This window comes from Streptomyces longwoodensis (assembly GCF_001514125.1).
Taxonomy (GTDB): domain Bacteria; phylum Actinomycetota; class Actinomycetes; order Streptomycetales; family Streptomycetaceae; genus Streptomyces; species Streptomyces longwoodensis.
This window is the reverse complement of the sequence record NZ_KQ948557.1, coordinates 153,785-176,094: the sequence shown is the minus strand read 5'-3', so window position 1 is coordinate 176,094 and position 22,310 is coordinate 153,785. Positions and strand designations below refer to the sequence as shown.

The 22,310-nt window shown below is 66.8% G+C and carries 19 protein-coding genes and 3 pseudogenes; 6 read left to right on the top strand and 16 right to left on the bottom strand.

Features of this window, described 5'->3' with window-relative positions:
- Window positions 1–18 precede the first annotated feature (18 nt).
- On the top strand, window positions 19–594 hold the full coding sequence (locus tag AQJ30_RS23885; protein ID WP_067237632.1) for a hypothetical protein: 576 nt from the start codon (window positions 19–21) through the stop codon (window positions 592–594).
- Window positions 595–722: 128 nt separating this feature from the next.
- Here AQJ30_RS23885 and AQJ30_RS23880 read toward each other — a convergent pair.
- Window positions 723–1,130 (bottom strand): annotated as a pseudogene (locus tag AQJ30_RS23880) (IS5 family transposase); the annotation flags it as partial.
- Window positions 1,131–1,297: 167 nt separating this feature from the next.
- Window positions 1,298–4,522, bottom strand: a complete 3,225-nt coding sequence (locus tag AQJ30_RS23875) for an NACHT domain-containing protein (protein ID WP_067237630.1) — start codon at window positions 4,520–4,522, stop codon at window positions 1,298–1,300.
- A 143-nt stretch (window positions 4,523–4,665) separates the two neighbouring features.
- Here AQJ30_RS23875 and AQJ30_RS37170 point away from each other — a divergent pair, with 143 nt between their 5' ends.
- Window positions 4,666–4,869: a hypothetical protein gene (locus AQJ30_RS37170; protein ID WP_079084242.1), complete on the top strand. Its 204-nt coding sequence runs from the start codon at window positions 4,666–4,668 to the stop codon at window positions 4,867–4,869.
- Window positions 4,870–4,977: 108 nt separating this feature from the next.
- The gene (locus AQJ30_RS23870; protein ID WP_245727044.1) at window positions 4,978–5,145 is read left to right on the top strand and encodes a hypothetical protein; all 168 of its coding nucleotides are present in this window, start codon (window positions 4,978–4,980) and stop codon (window positions 5,143–5,145) included.
- Window positions 5,146–5,223: 78 nt separating this feature from the next.
- Here AQJ30_RS23870 and AQJ30_RS23865 read toward each other — a convergent pair whose 3' ends face one another.
- The 13 genes and pseudogenes from AQJ30_RS23865 to AQJ30_RS23810 all read right to left on the bottom strand — a co-directional run bounded on the left by AQJ30_RS23865 (window position 5,224) and on the right by AQJ30_RS23810 (window position 17,346).
- The gene (locus AQJ30_RS23865; RefSeq protein ID WP_067237627.1) at window positions 5,224–5,481 is read right to left on the bottom strand and encodes a DUF6221 family protein; all 258 of its coding nucleotides are present in this window, start codon (window positions 5,479–5,481) and stop codon (window positions 5,224–5,226) included.
- 33 nt (window positions 5,482–5,514) lie between these two features.
- A pseudogene (locus AQJ30_RS38970) lies at window positions 5,515–5,652 on the bottom strand (IS5/IS1182 family transposase); the annotation flags it as partial.
- Between the two features lie 56 nt (window positions 5,653–5,708).
- Window positions 5,709–8,480 (bottom strand): caspase, EACC1-associated type, encoded by a 2,772-nt coding sequence (locus AQJ30_RS23860; RefSeq protein ID WP_067237625.1) that lies wholly within the window; start codon window positions 8,478–8,480, stop codon window positions 5,709–5,711.
- A complete protein-coding gene (locus AQJ30_RS23855; protein ID WP_067237622.1) occupies window positions 8,477–8,836 on the bottom strand; it encodes an effector-associated constant component EACC1 in 360 nt (119 codons plus the stop codon). The genes AQJ30_RS23860 and AQJ30_RS23855 overlap by 4 nt, the downstream gene beginning before the upstream one ends.
- A 434-nt stretch (window positions 8,837–9,270) precedes the next feature.
- Entirely contained in the window at window positions 9,271–9,837 is a 567-nt protein-coding gene (locus AQJ30_RS23850; protein WP_067237619.1) for a hypothetical protein, read from the bottom strand.
- A 1,087-nt stretch (window positions 9,838–10,924) separates the two neighbouring features.
- Window positions 10,925–11,218: a hypothetical protein gene (locus AQJ30_RS23840; RefSeq protein WP_067237615.1), complete on the bottom strand. Its 294-nt coding sequence runs from the start codon at window positions 11,216–11,218 to the stop codon at window positions 10,925–10,927.
- 73 nt (window positions 11,219–11,291) lie between these two features.
- Window positions 11,292–11,462: a hypothetical protein gene (locus tag AQJ30_RS38770; RefSeq protein WP_169808491.1), complete on the bottom strand. Its 171-nt coding sequence runs from the start codon at window positions 11,460–11,462 to the stop codon at window positions 11,292–11,294.
- Window positions 11,463–11,616: 154 nt separating this feature from the next.
- On the bottom strand, window positions 11,617–11,844 hold the full coding sequence (locus AQJ30_RS23835) for a hypothetical protein (RefSeq protein ID WP_067237612.1): 228 nt from the start codon (window positions 11,842–11,844) through the stop codon (window positions 11,617–11,619).
- 330 nt (window positions 11,845–12,174) lie between these two features.
- Window positions 12,175–13,317, bottom strand: a complete 1,143-nt coding sequence (locus AQJ30_RS23830) for a hypothetical protein (protein WP_067237610.1) — start codon at window positions 13,315–13,317, stop codon at window positions 12,175–12,177.
- Entirely contained in the window at window positions 13,314–14,078 is a 765-nt protein-coding gene (locus AQJ30_RS23825; protein ID WP_067237607.1) for an AAA family ATPase, read from the bottom strand. The genes AQJ30_RS23830 and AQJ30_RS23825 overlap by 4 nt, the downstream gene beginning before the upstream one ends.
- Window positions 14,075–15,181, bottom strand: coding sequence for an AAA family ATPase (locus tag AQJ30_RS39470; protein ID WP_245727043.1), 1,107 nt, complete (start codon window positions 15,179–15,181; stop codon window positions 14,075–14,077). The genes AQJ30_RS23825 and AQJ30_RS39470 overlap by 4 nt, the downstream gene beginning before the upstream one ends.
- The gene (locus AQJ30_RS23815; protein ID WP_079084241.1) at window positions 15,178–16,761 is read right to left on the bottom strand and encodes a Mu transposase C-terminal domain-containing protein; all 1,584 of its coding nucleotides are present in this window, start codon (window positions 16,759–16,761) and stop codon (window positions 15,178–15,180) included. The genes AQJ30_RS39470 and AQJ30_RS23815 overlap by 4 nt, the downstream gene beginning before the upstream one ends.
- Window positions 16,762–16,821: 60 nt before the next feature.
- Window positions 16,822–17,346, bottom strand: a complete 525-nt coding sequence (locus tag AQJ30_RS23810; RefSeq protein WP_159052367.1) for a transcriptional regulator — start codon at window positions 17,344–17,346, stop codon at window positions 16,822–16,824.
- A gap of 841 nt (window positions 17,347–18,187) precedes the next feature.
- Between AQJ30_RS23810 and AQJ30_RS23805 the strand changes: the two genes are divergently transcribed.
- The 3 genes and pseudogenes from AQJ30_RS23805 to AQJ30_RS23795 all read left to right on the top strand — a co-directional run.
- On the top strand, window positions 18,188–19,222 hold the full coding sequence (locus tag AQJ30_RS23805; RefSeq protein WP_159052366.1) for a hypothetical protein: 1,035 nt from the start codon (window positions 18,188–18,190) through the stop codon (window positions 19,220–19,222).
- Window positions 19,223–19,702: 480 nt separating this feature from the next.
- Complete coding sequence (locus AQJ30_RS37165) at window positions 19,703–19,891, top strand: hypothetical protein (RefSeq protein ID WP_245727042.1); 189 nt, start codon at window positions 19,703–19,705, stop codon at window positions 19,889–19,891.
- Window positions 19,892–20,482: 591 nt separating this feature from the next.
- A pseudogene (locus tag AQJ30_RS23795) lies at window positions 20,483–21,259 on the top strand (IS481 family transposase); the annotation flags it as partial.
- A gap of 194 nt (window positions 21,260–21,453) precedes the next feature.
- On the opposite strand, the gene AQJ30_RS23790 reads toward AQJ30_RS23795, so the two are convergent.
- Window positions 21,454–22,200 (bottom strand): hypothetical protein, encoded by a 747-nt coding sequence (locus AQJ30_RS23790; RefSeq protein WP_245727041.1) that lies wholly within the window; start codon window positions 22,198–22,200, stop codon window positions 21,454–21,456.
- Window positions 22,201–22,310: the final 110 nt, after the last annotated feature.

Genomic DNA, 22,310 nt, shown 5'->3' with positions numbered 1-22,310 from the left:
CCGGAAGGAATTTGTCCCGTGAAACGAGCAACGCTGTTTCGTCGGACCGGTCGCAAGCCGGCCGCAAGCCTCATCGCTGCGGCGGCTGCGATTGGCCTGATCGGGTTCGCACCGTCCGCGAAGGCCGCTCCCGCTCCCTACTGCGGCTCGAGCAAGTACGTCGAGAAGATCGAAGTCGCTTCATGGGGCGATGATCAATTCCAGATCGTGCTCACCCCCACACCGCAGGCCCGCTGGGACGCCGCCTTCTCACCGGCTCCCCGGAACGCGGTCGTCGAACAATGGCACGCGATCCAGGCGTGCGTGCCCGGCCTCTACGGCGGGTTGGCTGACACCGTCTGGGACCAACTGGAGTGCCACCAGTTGAACTCATGGATCGCCGTGCCTCGCGAAGGCAGCAAGTGGATCACCGGGGACACCTACGAGTTGGAAAGCTGGCGGCCCGTCCTTCCCCGTGCCGTACCGGGCCAGGACCTCATCATCACCCGCTGTCTGAACGACCTGGGCGTCGACCCGGCCGGGCCGCTCACCAGCCCCATCCGTCCTGACCTAGGCCAATTCGACCTGCAGCAGGCAATGCGGAACATCGCTTGATCTCGGGGAGGCCGGAACAGTCCCGGTCTCCCCACATGGCCGCTAAGCAGCCCGCTTGGGCAGACCAGTTTCCCCAGGTCTGCCCAAGCGGAGGCGGTGCGTTATAACGCGCTCTCTTACTGATCATCTCAGGATGAGGTTCGGAGTCGCCTCAAGCAGATGATGCTGCAGGCGAGTTGCAGTAGTCCGAGGAGCAGGTCGGCTCGTATCTCGTAGCGGATCCACAGGCGTTTGAACTGGTGGAGCCAGGCGAAGGTGCGCTCGACGACCCATCTGGACCTGCCCAGACCGAATCCGTGGGCGGTGCCCTTGCGTACGATCTTCGGCGTGATGCCGCGAGCGTGCAGGAGCCGACGGTACTTGTCGTAGTCGTAGTCGCGGTCGGCGAACAGCCGCCGTAGCCGGTGTCGGGGGCGGCCGACCAGCCCGCAGATGCGGGGGATCATGTCCAGCAGGGGCATGAGCTGGGTGACGTCGTGCCGGTTTCCGCTGGTCAGCGCCACGGCGAGGGGTGTTCCGTGGCGGTCGGTGATCAGCAGCACGTGTGTGGCAGCACAGAGGTGCTACGGGCGAGGGCCGGGCCTTCGGGCCCGGCCTCGTCCCGGATGCGGCAAGGTCTGTCCCCCGTGCTCGCCTTGCGCAGTGCGGCCCCTGATCGGGTGCCGTGAGGGCATCGCCCGCGGAACCCAATACTCGTGGTCAGTCAGTTGCGGGTCGGTCTGCAGACGACGGCGTGGTGACAAGAGGCCAACAGCTCCCAGGCGCACTCCCGTACAGCAGGGTCCGGTTCATGCCGTGTGCGTTCTTCCAGCGAGGTCTGCGCAGGAAAACCATCGAACTCAGCCAGGGCGATGAGGTGCATGAGCCGCCGTCGTACGGTCGGATCGGGGTCTTCTGCCACCGCCCCTGTCAGGGATGTCCACGAGGTGTGGTCTGTGCCTCTCAGCCAGGCCTGGGCTTGGAAGGCGGCGAACCGCGCGTCGGGGTGGTTATCGCGGGCCGCCTGGTCAACGATGGCGAGGATGTCGCTGTGGGTGGCCCAACGCTGTGCGAGCGTCTCGATGGCCACGGCGCGAACTGGTCCATCGGGATCCTCGGCAGCTTGCCGTACGACGGGCAGCGTGTCCTCGCGCCAGGCCCAGTGCTGCGCGAGGGTTTCCACGGCGGCGCAACGCACCAGCTCATGCGGGTCGGTTGCCGCCTGTTTGACGGTATGGAAGGCGTTCTCGTCTTGGGGGGCGCGGCGAGCGAGGTTACGCAATGCCATGCAGCGGATCTGCGCGTCGGGCAGCCGTGCGGCAAAGCGCAGCAGCGCGTTGCGTGTATCGGTGGAGCCGTTGGCCATCAGCATCGTGGCCTGCAGGCTGATAGCGCGGACAATGGGGTCGGAGTCGCAGCCGGCCAGGGCTGCCGTCACGGTGCGGGCCTCAGGATTGTCGCGCCAGGTATTGGCTAGGGAAATCACGATGGTCCAGCGGACACATGGATCGGGATCCACGGTCGCGCGGTGGGCCAGCAGTGTGAGCGTGTTGCCGTCGCGGCCCCAGTGACCGGCTAGCAAGGTCAGGATGGCCGCTCTCACGGAAGGGTCCGGATCGTTGGCCGCCCGAGCCGTCAAGAGGCGTGGCGTCTCGTCGTCTTGATCCATCTTGTCCGCCAGGGCATGCGCGGCAGCGATGCGCGCAGACGGCTGGCCTGCAGTAAGTGCGGCCAATAGCAGGCGCCGTGCTGCAGCAGGCCCGGTTGTCAGCGAGGTGATGTGGTGAAGGATCGCAATGCGGGCTGCCGATGCATAGGTGCGGTGGGCGAGCTTCAACAGGTCTTCGAGACTGTGCTGCAGCGCGCAGACGGCTCGTGCCGGTTCATCGCTGGCTTGGGTGAATTGGCCGACGAGACAGTACCAGCGCAAGAAGCGCTCACGCCCCGGCCACTGAGGGCTGAAGGATGCCAGTGTGGGCAGGGCCTGAGTGAGGACCGGTTCGTGTCGTTGCCGCAGCTGAGGAGTCAAAAGCATGATCGCGGCATCGACCGCAGCGATGCTGGGGCCGATCAGGGCGCCCATGGCACTGGTGCCGGCGAGTGCACGCAGCGCCAGCACGGCACTGTCTGCCGGGGTGAGCTCCCCAGATGTGCCCAGCATGAGAAGGCGGTCTACCGCTTGGGCTGCGTCGTGTTCCTCGAGCTGGCTGATGACCAGCAGGAGCGTCTCGTGCCAGGCAGGATCCCGGGCGCGAAGGGCTATGACGTCTTCCAGCAGTTCCTCGGCAGTCCATTCCCGGCTGCGGTAGCGCTGGCAGATGTCGACAGCGGCCAGATACTCCAGGAAGGTGCGGTGGATAAAGCCATAGACGTTCGGCCCGTAGGCCATCAGGATGCCGGACCGTTCAGACATCTGCCGCACCAGTACCGCGGCTGTTTCTTCGGCCAGTGCGTGGCTGGCCCCCAGCTCCTCGTGAAGCTGGCGGGCAACCACCTGAAACAGGTCGTCGCTGTTGATGGCATTGCCTGTTACACCGTTCGTACCCTGCATCATCACCCGGGCCACGCGTTGGCAGATGACCGTGCAGTCTCCTACGTCCAGGGCGTGGAGGAGGTCCGCGACGGCTGGCGGATGGGCGCGTGGAAGGTTCCTGGTGGTTTCGGTGAAGTCGTCGATCAGGAGGGAGACCGCGTGTTGATACAACCCCACTCGGTCACTGGGGAGGCTGGGGTCGCGGCCCACGGCGGCCAGCAACGTCAACAGCAGCGGATTGCGGGCCAAATCCTGCACAGCGGGCTGCGCTGCGAACTCCTGGGCTCTTCGGGACGCCAGGTCCGGCTCGATCCCCACGCTGGCGTACCACTGGCGCAGGTACTGGTTGATGGCGGCCCGGTCGAAGTCGACGATGGTGTAGTGGGAGAAGCCGGCTTGGTCCAGTACCGCGCGCTGGTATCCGATGAGCCGCGAGGTCACGATGATCCGGGTTTCGGGCCAGAGTGAGGTGCAGTCCAAAATGCGCTGCATCGTATCGATTCGGGCCGTAGGATCAAGGATTTCATCCAGGCCGTCGAAGATCAGCGCTGCCCGGCCTTGAGTCAGGACGGCGGACAGCACGTCGGCGGGAAGCCCGAGCCCCGACTCGTCATAGCGGTCCATCAGATACTGGTCGAAGCGCGGAGGTTCCCGGTGATCGGGACGGTAGGACTGCAGCGAGATCACCAGCGGAACGAAGTGCCTGGCAGTGGCCGGCGGACCGTCCGCTATCTGGTCACGGGCCCATCGGACTCCCAGATAGCTCACGAGTGTGGACTTGCCCGATCCCGGGTCTCCCAGGATCACCACGCATTTGTTGTCGGGGTCGAGGAGCGTCTCTAATGCGTCCCGGTTGGTGCTGCTGGATGCCAGGCCGGACAGACGAGTCAGCACACGGGCTGTGTCTTCCTGGAAGTCGCTGGGGCTGATCTGCGGTGGCGGTACGTCGGCCTGCAACCGCGGGGGGACAAATACCTCGGACAACCGGACCCTCCGCTCCAGGCCTGTCCCCGCCATGCGGGCGAGGTCGCTCAGAGGAACCCTGTCGTACAACGCGAGCAGGCGGCGCGCATACGCAGCCACCGCCTTGCGACTGCGCTGATCGAGGCCGTATCCATGTGGTGGCGTCGGCTGTTTGCCGTCGCTGTGTAGGTGACGTGCAGGCTCACCGCAGGCCGACTGACGCAACGCCAGCAGGGGTGCGACGTCGAGACCGAGGGCTATGGCCAGTTTCCGCACGGTGGTGTCCGACGGGATCCCTGATGATGTGAGGCTCAGTGCCTGGTTGACTGCGGTCCGGCCCAGCCCAGCGCGCCGCGCCAACGCGTCCTGCGTGGGGTAACGCTTGGCCACCAGGGCGTTTTTGAGGCGCTCGCGAAGCTCGGCAAGCGCCTCCTGCTGTGGTGTGTCCGCCATGCGTCCCTCCCCCGCTCTTTCTTGACCGCCGAGTGCAGTGTGTTCGCCGCTGTTCATCTTCGTTCACCGAACTGCAGCGAACAGCAACTCCGCGAAGTTGGACATTGGCACCTCACACCACCGCCGCACAGGGGGATCCCGCCGTGTCCGAACACACCGCCATTGTTCTGCTCGCCTGTACTCTCACCGTTCTCGTCGCACTGCTGTGCGGCGTGGGAGCCGGCTATCTGGCCCGGCGTGATGGGTCCAGTTATCCCGCTGCCGGCGCACGGGCTGCGTCCGCAACTGCTCGCGTCCTGACTCTGGCGGCTGCCATCTCCGGAGGGCTGACGATGCTGCTGCGCTGACGCGTCGTCTCAAGGCCACTGCCGGACCCAGGTGGCAGGTTCACGGAAGAGGACCGCCCTGAGGCGTCCTCAACTCACCGCCGCAGCAGACGATGAGGGGTATTGCTCTTGCGGCTGCATCGCGTAGCGCCTGGCATCGCCGGGGGCATCCTGGCCCCGGCCCTCCTGCTCGCTACGCCGTCCTTTGCCGCCACGGCGGCACCGACCGCGGTGACGGTTCCCGCAGCGTCCTCGTCCGCGGACGACCCGGACGCCGACGACCTGAAGGTGGCCTGAGTCCGGATCCTCGCCGACCCTGACAGCGGTCGGCGGGTGACCCGGGAAGTCAACGCCCTCCTGGACGCCTTTGTAAGACTAGGGGCGCCATTCCTGCAGGTAGGCGGGGTGTTCGGTGTAGGACTGGCCAAGGACTCGTAGTGCGTATGCCAGGCCGACCGAGCGGGAGTCTGAGGGATCCATGGCTTTGTAGTCCCTTGCCAGTTGCTCGATCAGGTCGAGCATGGGGAGGTGGCTGTCGAGTAGAGCCTCGCCGCCCAGGGTGCCGGCCACATAGGCGTAGGCGTGGTTGTCGTCGTTGAGGCGTGCGATGAGGAACTCCACAAGATCGTCCATGTGGCCATCCTCGCGGGCAAGCTGCTTGGGCGGTCAAGCGACTGTCCAAATGAGGATGGCGGCGAGGTGGAGTGCGGCCTGATAGGCGGTGGCGAGTTTGTCCGTTCGCATGGCCAGGCCGCGCTATTGCTCGAGGCGGTTGATGCACCGTTCGACGGCGTTGCGCTGCTGGCGGTCGGGCAAGGGGCCGGAGCCGCGGGTGCTGCTGCGGCCCCTTGTTGTGAGGTTCATCGCGTTGCCGGTGAGGCGGACGGCCTCGGCCCAGACGCATTACCGGTCAGGTCGAGGCGTCCGTCCAACACAGTGGTCAGGTAAGTGGCTTCGGCCGCGTCGGGGTGGCGTTGAAGCCACCGGTCGGCATAGCCGACGACGCGGCGGATTTCCTGTTCGGTGAGGCCGGGGTGCTCCAGTAGTGCGCGGAGGGTGAAGTGGGCCTCGGCCGTGACCGCATGGTTGTCAAGCCAGCGGAACGCGAAAGCGACGGCTTGCCGCATGCGGCTTTGATCGGGTTCGGGCCGGGCCAGCAACTGGCACAGGACGAAGCCGGCCTCCAATAGCTCACCGTTGCGTCGTAGCCAGCCCATCGCCTTGTGCGAGACCAACTCCCGTGCTGTCGTCGTCAGGTCGGTCTGCACAAGCAGCGGCCCCAGCACATGGCTTGCTTCGCGTCGCCATCCGTGGGTCTCGATCCATCGCAGTGCCACGGCTACGAGGGGTCCAGCATCGGCAGCGGGCAGGTTCGATAGTCCGTGTCGGAGCACGCTGTGAGCGTTGGCGTCGTCTGCGAACTCCGCCAGCCACGGTCCGGCGACCTCGTGCCAATTGGACACTGTGGCGTGGGCGAAGGGTGGCCCCGCGCAGAGCGTGTCGAGGGCGTAACCGCCGGTATGGGCATCCCGGCGTATGACGTCGCCAAGAGCCTGGGCGTGATCGGTGAACCATTCGTCAAGGACGACGGAAAGGGCTGTCGCGCGGTTGTCCGAAGCCAGGTCGTTCATTATCCGAGCCAAGGCGGTGGTGTAGCGGCCGACGGTGCGTGCACTTGTCAGGCAGCCAGCGAGGAGGGCACGCGTACTTTCGCGATTCGCCGTGGGGCCATGTTCTGAGAGGAGGACGGATTCGACGAGCTGGTCGCAAACGAGGTCGTGGACGGTGTTCAGATGGCCGCTGTCTGTCTCGTACTGTAGCCAGCCGAAGTCGATGAGGGTTTTCACGACGCTAGCGGAGCGCGGCGCCCTGTCCGCCGTGTGGGCCAGTGCCGCGCTGGCTGCTGCGATCACGTCGGCCTTCTCCTGAGGACAGGCCGCGGCCGCGGCCGCGGCTGGCACCAGCCAGTCCGCGGAGACCTCGTCAAAGGCGGCCTTCTCGGGGCCGCCGACGGGGATGTCGTCGCCCTCCAGGTGGCCTCGCGCCCAGCTCCATAGGGTGCTGGCGGTACGCGGCCTGGTCATTTCGGGGATCGGGAGCCCTTGTATGGCCTGCTGCTCAAGTTCCCGTGCCATCAGCACGGCGATGATGGGGCGATGGCCGACCATTTCCCGGCTTCGTTCTATGCCGAGGCGCGCCACCAGGGTGGGGGCCGTAGTGGCCAGTGCGTGGTCGGCGATCGACCGCTGGAAGTCGTCGTCCTGTCGCAGTTCGACCTCGTCGAACAGGTCCTGGAGCTGGAGGTGAAGGTGGTCAGCTTGATGCAGCCAGCCGGGGCGCGCTGAGGCGAGCAGGGCCACCTGGATGTTTCTACGGCGGGCCTCGGGCAGGAGCAGGTGCTGCAGGGCGGTCAGGTCGAGCGGGGCACCATTGCTCTCGCCATCGGCGAAGTACTCGTCAAGATCGTGGATCACAATCAGGACCGGGCTGTTCTCCGCCAGAACCGTGCCGGTAAACCGTATGGTGAGAGACGACCCCTGACTGGCGCTGGCGTGGTACACCCGCCAGCCCTCGCGCAGCGCAATCCAGCCCACCTCGAGACCGGTTCGCGTCTTGCCCGTACCGGCCGCGCCGACCAGCAGCACCCCACGGTCGTCAACGTCCCGCAGGCGGCAGAAGAGCCCGTGAGGTTCCGAGAGATGGCTCGGACCGGGCGAAATGAAAGGCAGGTAGTCAGAGGTGAGGCTCTTGCGGTAGCCGGCGAATCCCTGCACGAGAGCGTGTTGGTCGATGACCCTAGCCAGTGGGTCCGGTACGGGTCGCCTCGACAGGTCTATCGGGGCAGTGTTGACGGGCTCGGCCGCAGGGCCGGTGAACGCACGGTTGCGAGCCAGGGAGATCTTGTGGCCGCCGTCCCGTGTGGCTATCCGAGGCGCGGGAACGGGCAGATCGTGCACGATGCGTTCCGCGAGCCGGGCCCTGACGGCTGCGAAGACGTCGGCTGTGATGAGGTGGGGCTGTTCGTGACCTCGGCGGCCGTCCGGCAGCTCGCCTCTCAGCCCGTTTTGAAGCACTTCGATGAGGGCCAACGTGAAGACGCTGCCCTCCGCGAGGCAGAGAGACCGCTGGGTCTCCGCAGCCGAGGTGAGGACGCAGGCCCCCTCGATGGCGAGCGGATCGCCCTCCCCTGTCAGCGCTTCGCCCATACGCAGCGCCTTGCCGCTGTAGCAGCAGTCCACGATGACGACCTTGCGCCGGGCCCGGGACATTTCCACGTACTCCCGGATTGCCTCGTACGGCACGGAGCGATGGCGGCGCTTGGTGCTGGAGTCCTTGGTAGCCAGGAGGAGGTCGTCGCCCCAGCCGAAGTGGCCGTGACCCGCGTAGTAGACGAGCAGCAGATCATCGGCGTCTTCGGCGGCTTGGCACACGGCGTCGAGAAACGGGCCCTGTCCGCTGTCTGGACAGACAACGATGCAATTCTCCTGGGGGAGGCCTCCCACTTCTGGATCCGTCAGCTGGGTGAGGAGCGCTGGTATGTTGCGGCGAACGCCGTCCAGGGCCGGCAAGTAGGTGAAGGAATGTACGCCGAAGAGCACCGCGCGGGAGCCGTGCGTCTGCTGTTCGGTCACGACTGATGAGTGCCGGTGTCCGTGCCCTCGCTCTGCAAACGGCGTAGCAGATCCGCCAGTTGTGCGCCGTCGAGGTGACCGATATCAACGGTCGAGCCGCCGTGTGTGAGAGTGCGCGCGCCGCGCGTGGCGGCGTCGGCCCTGGCAACCCGCCAACTGGCGTAGGCGACGGCGAAGTTCGCGATCTCAATACCGCGATTGAGCACGATGTCGAGGGCGTGAAGCACGCTCATCGTGGCACCAGATGTGCTGACGGGGGCGACGGACAGCTGGCGCGCTTGCGGATCTCGGCTCAGCCAGTCCTGAAGATCCGTTAACGCCTGCTCGTCACCGTCACCTTGGATGCGAACCTGCATATCCTTGGCCTCTCCCCCACCGCACGCGCCTTGGAACAGGCCTGATGGTAGTGGCTGAGCGCTTCAGTTGCCGCCCGCTTCACCATACCTACCCCGTCCTCTGGCAACTGCCGCTTGCCAGGATGCCCAGTTGTCTGACGGGATGCGTGCGGCGGTGTCCTTCGCCAGCCGGTCCGCCGCAGGCGACACCGGCTCGCCTTCCGGTGAACCCAGACGGACTGTTTCCAATACGTGGGCTTTGCCGGATGCCGGCCCCTTCAGTCCCTTGCCCGTTGCGCCCTGCTGCAGCGGCACGAAGGAGTTGGAATTGAGGGCCGGTCCTGGGCACGGCGACTGAGAGTTGCCGGTTGCAGTAGGAGTTGACGGACTTGCGCACATGAGGCAGAAAGGCAGCCGACACCTAGGGAACCGCTCGCCCAGCACTTGCTTCGATGTCAGGGGCGAACCGGCCCCTCGTTGCAGCGTCCTCTTCCCATGCCGTCGGCTACCACGTCCGTGGCCAGAGCCCCTCGGGGAAGACCCTGTTGAAGGATCCGCTCGTTGTAACCAGCCAGGGGATTGGATGGGTCTGAGGTGAAGACAGCCTTCGTTGCCCGCACGCGTTGCTGCTCGCGGCGGAAGTCACTGTTCAGAGGGATGCCGAAGTAGCCGGTGGCCACTCCGTCCGGCAGAGCCGGGTCGGCGACGTCGCCCTCGTCAGTTACACACCATGCGTGTTCGAAAACGGTGAACGGGGCGGCGGCGGGAGCGGCGGCGAAGCCCTCAACGTAGGCCCAGCCCTTCTCGTCAGACCAGTGGCTTGCGGCCGCGAAGCACTGGCCCGGTCTCTGTGGTCCCCTCTTGAGCCATGGTGCCGGCTCGAAGAACAAGCCGTATGCGATGACGAGATCGGCGAAGCTCGGGTGAGCCCAGGTGTCGTCGCCGACACGGAGTTGGCGGTACCGGGCAAGCCACTGGGTGAGCTCTTCCTGCGGATCTCCGGACCCGGACGAGGTGATCATCGATCTCTTCCTAGTGGCTACTCCTGCAGGATGCCTCCTCATGCTGCTCTGCGGAAGCTAGGCATGTCCAGGTGGCCTTCAGTCCGCGCGACCTGCGGGCTCGTACGGTGTTCGACCTTGTTCTAACCAACCGTGGGGCATGGGCTCTCGCGATAGAAGACATCGTGCGGGCGGTTGTCAACGACGATGGCTGGCCCGGCCGAGCAGGTCGCAGAGGGATTTACCAACCGTTCGCAGTGCGTCGCTTCACACCTGCCCGAACCTGACCACCCCGCGCAGTTGCGCCTCGTCGGCGTCGATGACCGAAGCCAAACCGCGCGGCGGAAGGAGCCGCAGTAGTGGTGTTCGACCACGAAGATCTTCGCTTCCCCCTCCGGCAGCAGCTCGACCGCGGACCGCCGGGCGTCGAACCCGCTCTCACCAACGTGACTCAAGGAGTGCCGTCGACCGTTCCACCGCCGGCATCAGTCGGGGACGGTAGGAACCTCGGCCAAGCCGTCGAACAGAGGAGTGTTTTGGACGGTAGTCACGGCCGCGAGCGCGGCGCGCTGGTAGCGTCGTCAGCAGAGCGCAACACGTGGAAGCTGTCAGCAGAACCGGTCGCGTTGGTTCAGGTGGTCAGGCAGACGAGCGGCCAGTGATGCCCGGCAGAGTCGTGGTCCTGATCCGGCGGTAGGTGCTGAACCCGTACACGGTCAACGCTGCCCAGATGACTGCACTGACCAGAGGCCACCACAGATCCCGGCCCTGCTCGCCCTGGACCAGATTGACGACCCAGTTCACCGCCCAGCTGACCGCGAGAACAAGCGTTGCCCACCTGGCCCACCGCCACATCCGCATCGTTCCGCGGGCACGGGTTTCCTGTGAGCTCTGATCATCCCGTCGAAGTCGTTTGCCATCCATACCTACCGCCTACCCCCTGCCGGCTCCTCGCCTCCCGACCCTCAGGAGACGGCTGAAAAGGGACTGTCTGACCGCCTTCAGAGATACTCAGAGGCGGTCCGGGGAGGGAGTGGCTTGCGGACATGTATTCGAGGCGCAGAGACACAATGAGACCAGGCGGACGATGTGCCTGGCCGACGGTGGGTCAGGCGTGCGCGTGACGCGTTGCAGTCGCCTTCCGCGGTGCGGCGTGGTGCGCGGGACGTCGCTCGCCTGTGGCTTGGAGGCGCTGCAGCCACAGCGAGGCTGCGAGCAGGAGGCCGCTGAAGACTGCCAGGAGGAGGGCGGACACCCACATCTGCCGACTGCCGGGTGACTGCCAGGCGGCCCAGGTGGTCATCACCGCCCACAGCAGGACGCCACCTGTGTAGAAGGTGCGGACCCGGCGCAGCTGCCGCACGGCCCGCCAGGACATGACGCGATCAGTCTTAGATGCCATGCCGGCCCGTGTACCCCAGCGCACGCTGTTCAACGGAGTTGATCGGGTTGGCTCTCCGGTTGCTTCTCACGCCTTACTGCTGGGCGCGTCCTTCGAAGTCGCGGCGTACTGCTGCGCCTTGGTCCTCGACCAGGCCCGCATCGTCGGGGAGTTCCAGGACGGCGCCGCAGTGGCTGCACAGTTTCCCGTCCTCGGCCGGCGTGCCGCACGCCTCGCAGAACCGGTTCCCAGTGGTCTGTGTCATAACTCTCTCCTGAGGTATGGGCAGTGGTGGGCGAGGAGTACCCCTGACGTCTGCGCTGATTCCCTGCATGCCTGCTTCAAGAACAGCCCCGGCTTCGGTGCGACTTCGCGGAGACCCGTGTCATCGTCGCAAGAGCCGACAGACGGTGATCGCGCTACACGAGGCCGCTGGCGCCGGTGCCCAACAGGTGGATCTGCTTTCTGACGACCTGCTCGTGATCGACAACCACAGCGCCTTCCACGGCTGTACCCGCTCTGTCAGGCGTGGCGATGGGCGAGACGGGCTGCTCCGAACCTTCGTGACGCGCGATCTCGCGAAGTCGATCGCAAGCCGGGCGGGCGGGCGGCCTGATCGTCGACATCGACGACACGAAGCTGAACACCGCCGGTGCGCTCGTCGGCTGAGCCGGAGATCCGGACGGCCGCACAGTGGCCGCTCCAGCCACCCGGCCGACGCGACCGCGCACGATACGCATCCGGCTGAAGGGACCAGAAGACCATGATCGGTACTGAGGCAAGCCCGAACCGTGCATCCGCTGTATGGCTTCCGAAGGATTTCTCGGATACTGACGCAGGCTCCAGCCATGAGAGGTCTCGCTTGCGGCGCGGAGGCACGCTGGCCTCACTTACGGCGCTTGCTGTGGCAGTGATGAAGGTCGTCGGCGGCTGTTGCGGCGGGGCACGAACCAGCCATCCGACCACCCGTCCTCCTCTCAAGTGCGCTGGCGCGCTCGGCGGACGCGGGCCGCGACGAGATGACACGCTTCGGTGGCATGGGCGACATCGTTTCTGTCCCAGGACCCGAGCCGGAACGGCCTGTTCGCTCCGGACAAGTGCGCGGGCAGGTCCTGGCGGATGTAGTCCTTCAGGCCGGTATGAATTCGGGCGGCGTCCTGAAGGAGGCGCGCCCAGTCCGGCAGATCGGTGGGGAGGTCTCCTCGTGGGTGCTGCGGGGTGGCGATGGTTATCTGGGGCAGTTGGTCGGTGCTGTAGCCGGTCAGGGCCCGGATGGCGACGGCCGCGGCGTGTACCGGGTGGGCGATGCGGGTGTGGATTCGTTGGGCCACGGTCTCGTGGTGGGGGCTGTGGGTGTCTGGTTGGGTGTGTGCCGGCAGCGCGATGGTAGGCGGCCGGCTGTCGGTTGAAGGGAGCCGGGTGGGGGTGCGGTGGGAGCTGGTGGTGATTTCGCCGGGCGTCCCGGCGGGGCGCCGGGGGCGTGGAGGCAGTTCGTACCAGGGTTCGTCGTGGGGAGCAGGGAAGGGGGCGCTGTGCCACCAGGGGTAGCTGGCGGGAGCCTGAGGTGAGGGGCCTTGGTTCAGGTGCTGGCGGGCGTTTTCGAGAGTGTTGATCTGGTGGTGGGCGGCGGCTTTGAGGATGGTGGCCAGGGCGGCCGGTGTCGGGCCGCTGACAACGAGTGTGAGGTGAATGCGGGTGAGTTCGCGCAGGGCCATGAGGTGCTCGAGGTGGCGGCCAGTGATGCGGTGGGCTCGGCAGATGACGTAGTGGCTGATGTTGAGTGCTTTGGTCCATGCGGCCGCTACACGCCAGGACTCGTCGGCGTTACCGGTCCACCAGGGCGGGTCGATGTCTGGGGATGGCAGGTGTTTGCCGAGCGCGCGGATGAGGTCGTGGGCCAGGTAGGCGGGTGCGGTGGCCAGGGGTGTGGGGTGGACGGTGATGCGGCCGAGCTCGGGTTGGTGGGCTGCGATTGCGGTGGTGGTGTAGGCGGGATGGTCGTGGGTGTCGGTGATCAGGGTGACGGGCGGCAGAGCGGGGTCGGTGTGGTCTGGGGACCACGCGGGGGTCCACTCGTGGAAGGTCGCGTCCGGTGGGGTGCTGGAAGGCGTTGAGGTCATGTGGTGAGAGCCAGACGGGGGTCCAGGCGGCACAGGAGGGTGGCCGGGTCGGGCGGTCGGTCGGGGTGACGGCGCTGGTGGGCTTGGAGCTGGTGGGTGAGGGCGGCCCAGCGCCGCATATTGCCGTGCGCCCACATGTCGTCCAGGCAAGCGAGCATCCGGCTCGGGGTGTTGTGCCACAGCGGGTGGAAGGCGGGCAGGACGGTGAGGACCTCGTCCGTGTCGAGGGGTTCCATGTGGTGCCAGGTGGTGACGCGGCTGAGCAGGGTGGGCTGTGAGCGCAGGGCTCTGAGGCGGGGTCGGCTGGCGAGGAGCAGGATGGTGACCTGGGGGGCGGGGTCGTCGTGGAGGTAGCGCAGGTATTCGATGCAGGAGCCGGACAGCTGGTGGGCTTCGTCGACGGCGAGGAGGCGTGGTGTGTGTGCCAGGGCATGGCGCAGGTAGTCGTCGCAGATTCCGGCGTCGTGGGGCGGGTCGCCGGGCAGGTTGAGGGCGTGGTGCAGGTTGCGGCGCAGGTCGTCGGGGCGTGCCTGCGGGCGTTGCAGTAGCCGAAGTGTGGGCAGGGCGGGGCGCTGCTCGCACAGCATGTTCAGGGTGAAGGTCTTGCCGACGCCGGGGTCGGCGGTGATGCAGATGATGCTCTGTTGGTGCAGGGCGTGGTCGAGGGCGTCGCCGACGGCCCGCACGGCCTGAGTGGTGACGGTGCGGGCGCCGGGCAGGCTCAGGTAGTGGGGTGGTGGGGCGCTGTCGGGGCTGGTCATCCGGCGTCCTGCTGGGCGCGGCGGGAGCGGCGGCGGTGGGGCAGGGCGCGGCGGATGGCCCAGCGGGCGATGGATTCGTCGACCTGTTCCAGGCCGCGGCGCTTCATGCCTTCGAGGACGTGGTAGGTGATCTTGGACCAGACGCGGAAGGTGCCGCCGGCGCCTTCTTCGTAGACGTAGTCGATGAGGTCGGGTGAGGCGTTGGCCCAGACGGGGTGGAAGAGGGGGATGTTGCGCTGGACCTCGTCGGCTTCCATCGGGGCGAATTCCTGCCAGATGTAGATGCGGGAGGCGAGGGAGGGTTCGCTGTAGAGGGTTTTGTAGGCTTCTTCGCCGCCGACGAAGAGGACGGCGGGGCGGTTTTTGCCCTGGCCGGTGTCCCACAGGTGGCGGACGAACTCGAAGCATTCGCGGCTGAACTGCTGGGCTTCGTCGCAGACGAGGACGTAGGGCTTGCGGGCGAGGGTGCGCTTGAGCAGGCGGTCGAACTCGCTGGGGTGGGAGGGGGGTTCGCCTTCGAGGCGGAGTTCGGTGAAGAGTTCCTGGCGGATGTCGCGGGGGGTGGGGCGGGAGCGGAACTGCAGGAGCAGGACGCGTTCGGCGGAGACTTCCTTGAGTGCGGCCAGGACGGAGAAGGTTTTGCCGAGGCCGGCGTCTCCGTAGATGCAGGACATGGCGCGGGCTTCGATGGTGTCGGCGATGTTCTCGCTGGCTTCGAGGAGGGCTTCGGTGGCGACGATGCGGGCGTCGGCGAGGTTGAGGTAGAAGTCGGGCTCGCCCACGACGTCGTCCTGGTCGGGGCGGGGTGTCGTCTGCGTGGTGTCGGTGCCGGTCACGTGGGTGTCCTTCAAGGTTGTCGGGGCGGTGGGGGTGCTGTCGGGTGCGGGGCGGGCGGGCTGGGCGTGGGTAGTGCCCGGGTGCCGGCCGGTGTCGTGGTCGTCGAGGTCGACGGTGCCGCCATCCTCGGAGCGGATACGGACGGTGCAGCGGGGGCGGGTGGTCGCCCAGGCAGCCATGCAGGAGGTGGCCTCGCCGGCGCTCCTTTTGGCGGCGGGCGGTGTGGGGGCTTGGGGCGGGTCGGGGGCGGTGCGCGGGGTGGTCATGTCTCTTCCTCGGTGGGGGTGGATGTGCCGGGGACGGCCCACCGGCCGGGTGGGGTGATGCGGCGGGGCATGTAGTCGGAGGGCAGATCGTCAGCGGTCCGGCCGGAGCTCCGGGTGCGCAGTTCCTTGGCAGCCTCTTTGCGGGTCATCGCGGTGTCGGCCTGGGCCGGTCCGGTGGTGGTGTGGGCTTTGAAGCGGCGGCGGCGCCGGGTTTCGGCCCGGCGCAGGTCGCGGCGCACGCGGCGGGAGCGTTCGGCGCGGGCTTGATAGACCTGCTCGATCTGCTCGTCGGTGGCCTGGTCGGCCAGGTGAGCGGTGCCCAGATGTCGGCGGTTGTCGGCGTCGAAGATTTCGATCTGGTCGAGGTGGTGGGGCTGGAAGCGGATGTGGACGCGGGTGCCGGAGCGGCCGGTCATCCAGCCGGCCATGTAGTCGCGCCCCTTGAACCGGATGCCGTGGCCGTTGATGACGCGGGTGGAGCGGTCGCCTTCCAGGAGGAAGGCGTGAAGGTCCTCGGCGCTGACTTCGCGCAGCGGGGTGTGCTCGCTGTTCCACCACTGCAGCGGGGTGAGGTCGCCGTAGCCGGCCATGGTGTGGTCGGCGTTGCGGGTCGTGACCCACTGTGCGAAGAGCTCGACGAATCCTTCGAAGGTCAGGGCTGGGTCCTTCTCCCCCGAGTGGTGGCGGGAGTCGAGTTTCTGCGCGTGGGTGTAGCGGGGCAGGGTGGCGAAGAACATGCTGGTGGCGGCGCGGTTGAGGTTTTCGATGCTGCCTTTGAGGTGGGGGGTGTAGGGAGGCAGGACGTCGACCTGGACGGCGAAGGCGCCGAGTGCGTCCTGGACGGCGCGGGAGAGGAAGTCTTTGCCGCGGTCGATGCGGATCCGGGTGGGCAGGCCGCCTGCCGGGCCGTAGCCGTCGTCGTGCAGGATGCAGGATCTGAGGGCGGCCAGGATGGACCCGCGGTGCGGGAAGTGAGGGGTGACGGCCCAGCCCATGATCATGCCGGTGTGGCAGTCGCAGAACCAGGTCACCCAGGGTTTGACCAGCCGGTCGTTGGCCCACACCCAGACGGGGGCTTGCTTGTGGTCGCCTTCCCACTCCTCGTTGCGGGCGGTGAGCGGGCGGCGCAGATGCGGGTCGTGGCCGCGGGAGGCCGGAAGCCCGTTCTTGAGGCCGGCTCGGTCACCTGGCGTCAGGTCGCGTTTGATGGCGCGGTGCAGTGTGGACAGGCTCACCGGGGTGGCGCCGGATGTCTCGGCTTCCTGCGCGAGTTCTCTGTGGACGGCTTTGACGTTGCCCCGGTGGTAGGCGAGCAGCGTGCGGATGGAGTCGGTGATCTCGAAGCGGTCCCGGCTGCGGTGCAGGGGTTCACCGAGCCGGGCGCGGGCCAGGTTGCGCCACACGGTCCTGACGTGAACGCCGAGTGTGTGGGCGGACAGTTCGACGTGAGCGGTGGTCAGCTCTCCGCGCTGCGAGAGCTGCAGGAGGAAGCGTACGGCGGGGCCCATGAGTTCCCGTTGTGCCTGCCTGCGGCAGGCCAGGTCTTCTTCGGTGAGGTCCTCGGGGTCCGGGGGCTTCATGGAGGCGTTCCTTTGGCGCGGGTCGATCACGGGTTCGGTCCTGCGGCGGCGAGGAAGGGTTCAGGCCCAGAAGCCGAGGTGGGTCACGTGCTCGTACATGCGCCAGTCGGAGTCGAGGTCGGCGATAACGTCGTGCCACCGGTGGGTGAGTTCGCGCAGGTCGCTGCGTGACCAGGCTGCGACGATGGGGTCCCAGCGGTAGATGTTCTTGCGCCGCCACCGGGCGGTGCGCCGGTGCTTGTCGTCGACGCCGCTCTGGTCGACGGGATAGATCTCCACGCGGGTCCCGCCCCTGGCGTTGAGCCGACGCGTCATGCTGGGCGCCATGTTGCGGCGGCGCAGCAGGCGGAAGGCGTCCTCCAGGCGCCGCTGCTGCTCGGGGCTAGGGATGCGTTCCTCGGCGAGCCAGGCAGTGATCATCCGCCGGTCCATTCGGATGCCGCAGTCCTGCATGAAGGTATAGCCGGTGCGGGAGCGGGTGAGGTAGAGCAGGTTGCGTCGCAGCCGTTGTGTCGGTGTTATCCAGCGGCTGGTGACCTGGGCGATCTCATCGAGTGTGGTGTTGAGGGCTACAGCCGCGGGCACGCCCTGGGCCCCTAACCGTCCGAATCCCATACGTGTTCTCTCTCCAAGGGCTTACGTGATGTCGGAGTGGTGCGCTGTGCACTTGGCAGGGGCTCCCTCGTTCAGGGAGGCATCGCATTCGCTGTGCTCTAGCGCGCTGCTGGCCCTCCAACGTGGTTGCCGGGTGGGCGTGTTGGGGGCGTGTGAGCCGGTTGGGCTCCGATGCACGGCACGTTAGGAGGGCGGGAGTCCGACGGAACGAGTTCAGGCCGACATCGAAACGATGGCACTTTTCGAACATTTCGCCCTCTCGGGGCCGACTCGACGGCCCAGCCTGTCAGGCGTCGAACCCTTCGACGCGAGGCGTCGATCGGTGATCCGGTCAGCCAGTGCAGCCCGCGAAGTAATGCATGATTTCGGCCACTTCAAGCCGTCCCATGGGTTCCGAGGAATCAAATAGCCGGGCCCGACCCATAATTCGGATCTACTTTGAGCCACTGGAGAGAAGCAGGACTTCCGCTCTCCCTCTTCCCTACTCATGAGTACGCAATGCAGAACCCCGCTTTAGGCATGCGCACGTCATGTTCGCCGGTGGGAGTCGACGCAGGACAACAGGAACACTAGCGTTCGGGTCTGACAATGAACGGCCGACTTCCTCGCGCGACTCGTCATTACACCCGTTGATTGACTTGATTTTTACTGTTTCGACGTCTTGTTGAATAGTTGATCTTTGATATTCGCTGGTCAGGGGAACATGCCTGGGAGTGCGGAACCCAGGGGTGGCTTGATAAGCCTTCAAGGAAAAACCGCAGGAAGGTTTCGGCGCGGGGGCGTTGTCAGAGCCGTGCTCCAGGATGCCCGCATGAGTCTCACTTCCCATCTCAAGGACCCGCGCTCCCCTATCTCACGCTTTCTGGCGGAGCAGTTTCCCGGCACCAAGGCCGTCCTGACCGACTACCGTGAGCGCTTAGCCCGCTTCCCCGCCCCGTTGCTGCCCCGGGCAGAAGCCGGTCTCAAGCCCGAATACCGGATGCTCGGCCACACCATCGACCACCGCCTGCGCATCTCTCTGGGCGCGCCGACCGGCGCCCCCATCAAGGAAGGCATCGTGCGGGCGGTCCTGGACGACGACGGCTGGCCCAGCCGGGACGTCATCCGTGCCGTACAGCAGGCCGGAGACGTGATGCTCGAGGAACTGGCCCGGTTCGAGAGCGACGCCGGGCAGCCCCTGTCCCTTGGACCGGCGGAAGAGGAGCGGCTCATCCGGCTGTGCCATGTCGCTTCCAGCTTCGAGGCGATCTTCCGGCACTGCGGCTGGATGCGCGGCAACACTCTCGGCCTGTGCGCTCCCGGTTCCACCTTGGACGACCTCGTCGATGCCGTGGCGGACTACGTCGTCAACGACATCCGCCAGCAGATGCAACTCGCCGCGCACTCAGGCCCCTTCGAGGCCCTGCGTCTCCTAGACGCCAGCGCGCGGATCTGCGGCCCCGTCTTCGACGGCAGCCTGCAAGTCGGTGGAGCAGACGCCGACTTCATCCTCGATGGGACACTCATCGACTGCAAGGCGACCATCCACCCGGAACGCATAAGCCGCTCCGAGATCTATCAGTTGGCCGGGTACCTGCTCCTCGACTACAGCAACACCCATTCCATCTCCACCGTCGCGCTCTACCTCTCACGCCAAGGCGCGCTCATCGACTGGAGCGTCGAGGACTTCCTGGGCCTGCTCGGCGCACGGCACGACCTTGCCACGTTGAGAGAAGCGTGCTGCCACGCGCTGACCGGCGGCCAGCACGGCACCCCGCTGCCTTTCCCGGATCCCGCCCACCCCCTCCCCCGGCCGCGCGCCGCCTCACCCGCGCTTCAGCCCTCGCTTTTTGACCAGCAGGACTGAGCCGGTCCTCGGGCGTACCGCGGCCCGCCGCGACAGTGGAGTCCGCCGAACTCGACCTCTTTTGATCTACAGGAAGCCGAGGCAAACACCTGACGCACGCAGCCCTTGCACGGCGGGGATGCCGTGATCTGCGATCAACTGGATGACGCTCAGGGGCGGGGTCGGACGTAGTCCGGCACCGCCCTCGCGCATACGCTCAGCAGCGTCGTATGGGGAAGCTAGGCAAGTGTGCGCCCGAGGAGCCAGGGCGGCCGTGGAAGGCTGGTGCGTACGGCGCAGTCCTGCATCCGCAGATGCCAACTGCCGCAATTATGCGCCTGCTTGCGTCCATCCGGCTCGGTCCCCGTTCTTCGTGTGCCGGGACCCCGTCAGGACGGAGTCCTACTCGTCATACCCCACCAGTCCCCCTTCGCCTCTCCCTCGCGTCGCCGACTGCCAGCGAAGTGCCCGCGGGACGTCTGGGGCCCACGCGAACGCTGGTTGCTGCTGATCGCCTTCCTGGCGCTTGGCACCGTCCTGTTTCTCAAGGGCACGCCGATCAGCGACATCCTCATCCTCCTCGGTGGAAGCGGGGCGATCGGCATTGACACCCTCACCGCAGCCGGCGCTGGACGCCGACTGATGGCTGTCCTCGTCGAGACCGCGGTGCGCTCCCGCGGGGGAAAGTAGAGGAAAGGGGCCATGACCTTTCCCCGTTCTAACGACCGAGCCCGCCTTCCGCCAGCTTCGCCGAGCAGCTGACCGCCATGCGCCGGGCAGTGCGGCTGTCCCCGCGTGAGCTCGCCGCGGCCGTGCCGTTTCCCGCGGCACCGTCCAGCACGCCGAGTCCGGCGCCACGACCCCCTCAACGGCCGTACTCGGCGCCCTCGTGCGCGCCTGCGACGGAGACCAGGCGGCCCAGGACCGTCCGGCCGAAGGTTCTCCGTCGCCGCTGAGCGACGGCACGGTCAGGTGTCGGCGGGGCCTCTCCGCTGCCCACGTTCCCACCGGAAGCGAGGTGCTCCACGGTCCGTGTCGCACCCTGCCGGAAGCACGTGTGGTGTAGAGGGCGTGCACGGATTGCCGGCCGTGGCGGGCAGGATCTTGAACCACGCCTGGCCATCGTCCAAGTAGCGGTTCATGCTCCGCGCAACCGGCCGGGCAGCGCCTGCCAGGCGCGCAGCCGTCCCCATCGGATCGGGCGATCAGAGGTCGAGTCGGAGTTCGCCTGGCTCGTAACGGAGTTGAAAGGTCTGAGCGTGCTCTCCGTGCATCCAGTACAGGGTCATGGCGACCCCGCACCGCACGGCGGCCACCGTCGAGGCCCGGGTGTGTCACCTGCGGCAGACCCGCAAAATCGGTCCCGCACGGCTCGGACCGGTCCTCGGCCTGCCCGCCTCGATCGTGCACCGGATCCTGGTCCGCCACGGCCTGAACCGCCTGGCCCACCTGGACCGGCCCACGGGCCAGGTCATCCACCGCTACGAGCGGGCCCGGCTCGGCGAACTGGTCCACGTGGACGTCAAGAAACTCGGCCGCATCCCCGACGGCGGCGGCCACAAGGTGCTGGGCCGCCAGGCTGGCCGCGCCCGGCGCAGCAGCATGGGCTTCGACTACATCCACTCCGCCGTCGACGACCACTCCCGCCTGGCATACAGCGAAGTCCACGCGGACGAGAAGGCCGCCACCTGCGCCGAGTTCCTGCGGCGGGCCGCGGCCTTCTTCGCCGGGCACGGCATCACCCGCATCGAACGCGTCCTGACCGACAACGCCTGGCCCTACCGCAAAAGCTTCGCCTGGCGGCAGACGCTGGCCGACCTCGGCGCGGTCGGCAAACTCACCCGCATCTACCGGCCGCAGACCAACGGCAAAGTCGAACGCTTCAACCGCACCTTGCTCGACGAGTGGGCCTACCTGCGGCCCTACACCAGCAACACCGAACGCACCGCGGCCCTGGCAGACTTCCTGCACACCTACAACCACCATCGCTGCCACACCGCACTCGGAGGCCAGCCACCGATCAGCCGTGTGAACAACCCTGCGGGTCAATACACCTAGATCTTGGTTCGAGAGCGCCCGCCGGCCTGCTGATCGGGTTGGCCTATCCCTTGCGCACTGTTGCCGACTACGTGCAGGAAGATCTCTCCTCTTATAGGGCAGGTAGGTCTCACGGCACGAGGAAGGAGCTGCTGCGCGGCACGCAGTGCTTGAAATCCGCAGTCAGATCGCCGGACCTGGACTCCCAGCCGGGATCAGCCATCTGCGTGCCGCAGGACAGCGCTGTCCAATAGCGGGATCCACTCGTCGCTGAAGGGAGCCAGGGCATCAGCGGGTGCGGGCGTTCCGACCGGTGCCATGTACGCCCGTGCCGTGTGCTCCCATCGGGTTGATGCCAGGACGACCTCACGGTCGAATAGTTGCACTGGGAGCCCGAGAAGTCCGTCAGTCTGGAGGGCTCGGACGTAGTTGAGAAGTTCGATCGCCTTGACCATGATCCAGGCGACCAAGGGCACCGCGGCACGGAATCGTTCAGACAGGCCGAAGGGATCGGCCTCGTCGAGGAGTTGGGTGTCGTGGTGAACCAGGTCGCCGTAGATCCACGCCTTGGCCAGCTTGCGGTCGTCGAGTCCGAAGGTCCAGCCCTCGGCGGTGTCACCGAGCATGACCTGGTAGCCGCCCTCCCGTGCGGTGTTCGCCTCAGTTCTCGTGCGCCACTCGGCCCGCGCCGTCTTTATCCACGCCGTGTCGTGTGGCAGTTCTCGGCAGAGGTACCCCACCGCGGCCAGTGCCTTTAGATACGAGCAGGCGTCATCTTCCAGCAACAGAGGCCTGATCCGGGCCGCAGCCGACTCAACGACTTCCTCGGCCGGGCACTCCTGCCGGATGTGTACCTCACCGTTACCGAGAGCCGTCACCACGTACGGCGCGCCGGCCAGGGCAACCAACGCGTCCCAATCCGCCGCCAGCGAGTGTGCCTCCACCCTGCGGGCGCGCACCACGAACGCCCCGAGTCTGCCGCGGTGGCGCGCCGCGGGATCCGCCCCCGCTTGACCGCGTGCCCCCATCACTTCCTCCAGGAATATGTGAACCGCCTGGTCCAGAGCCGTAC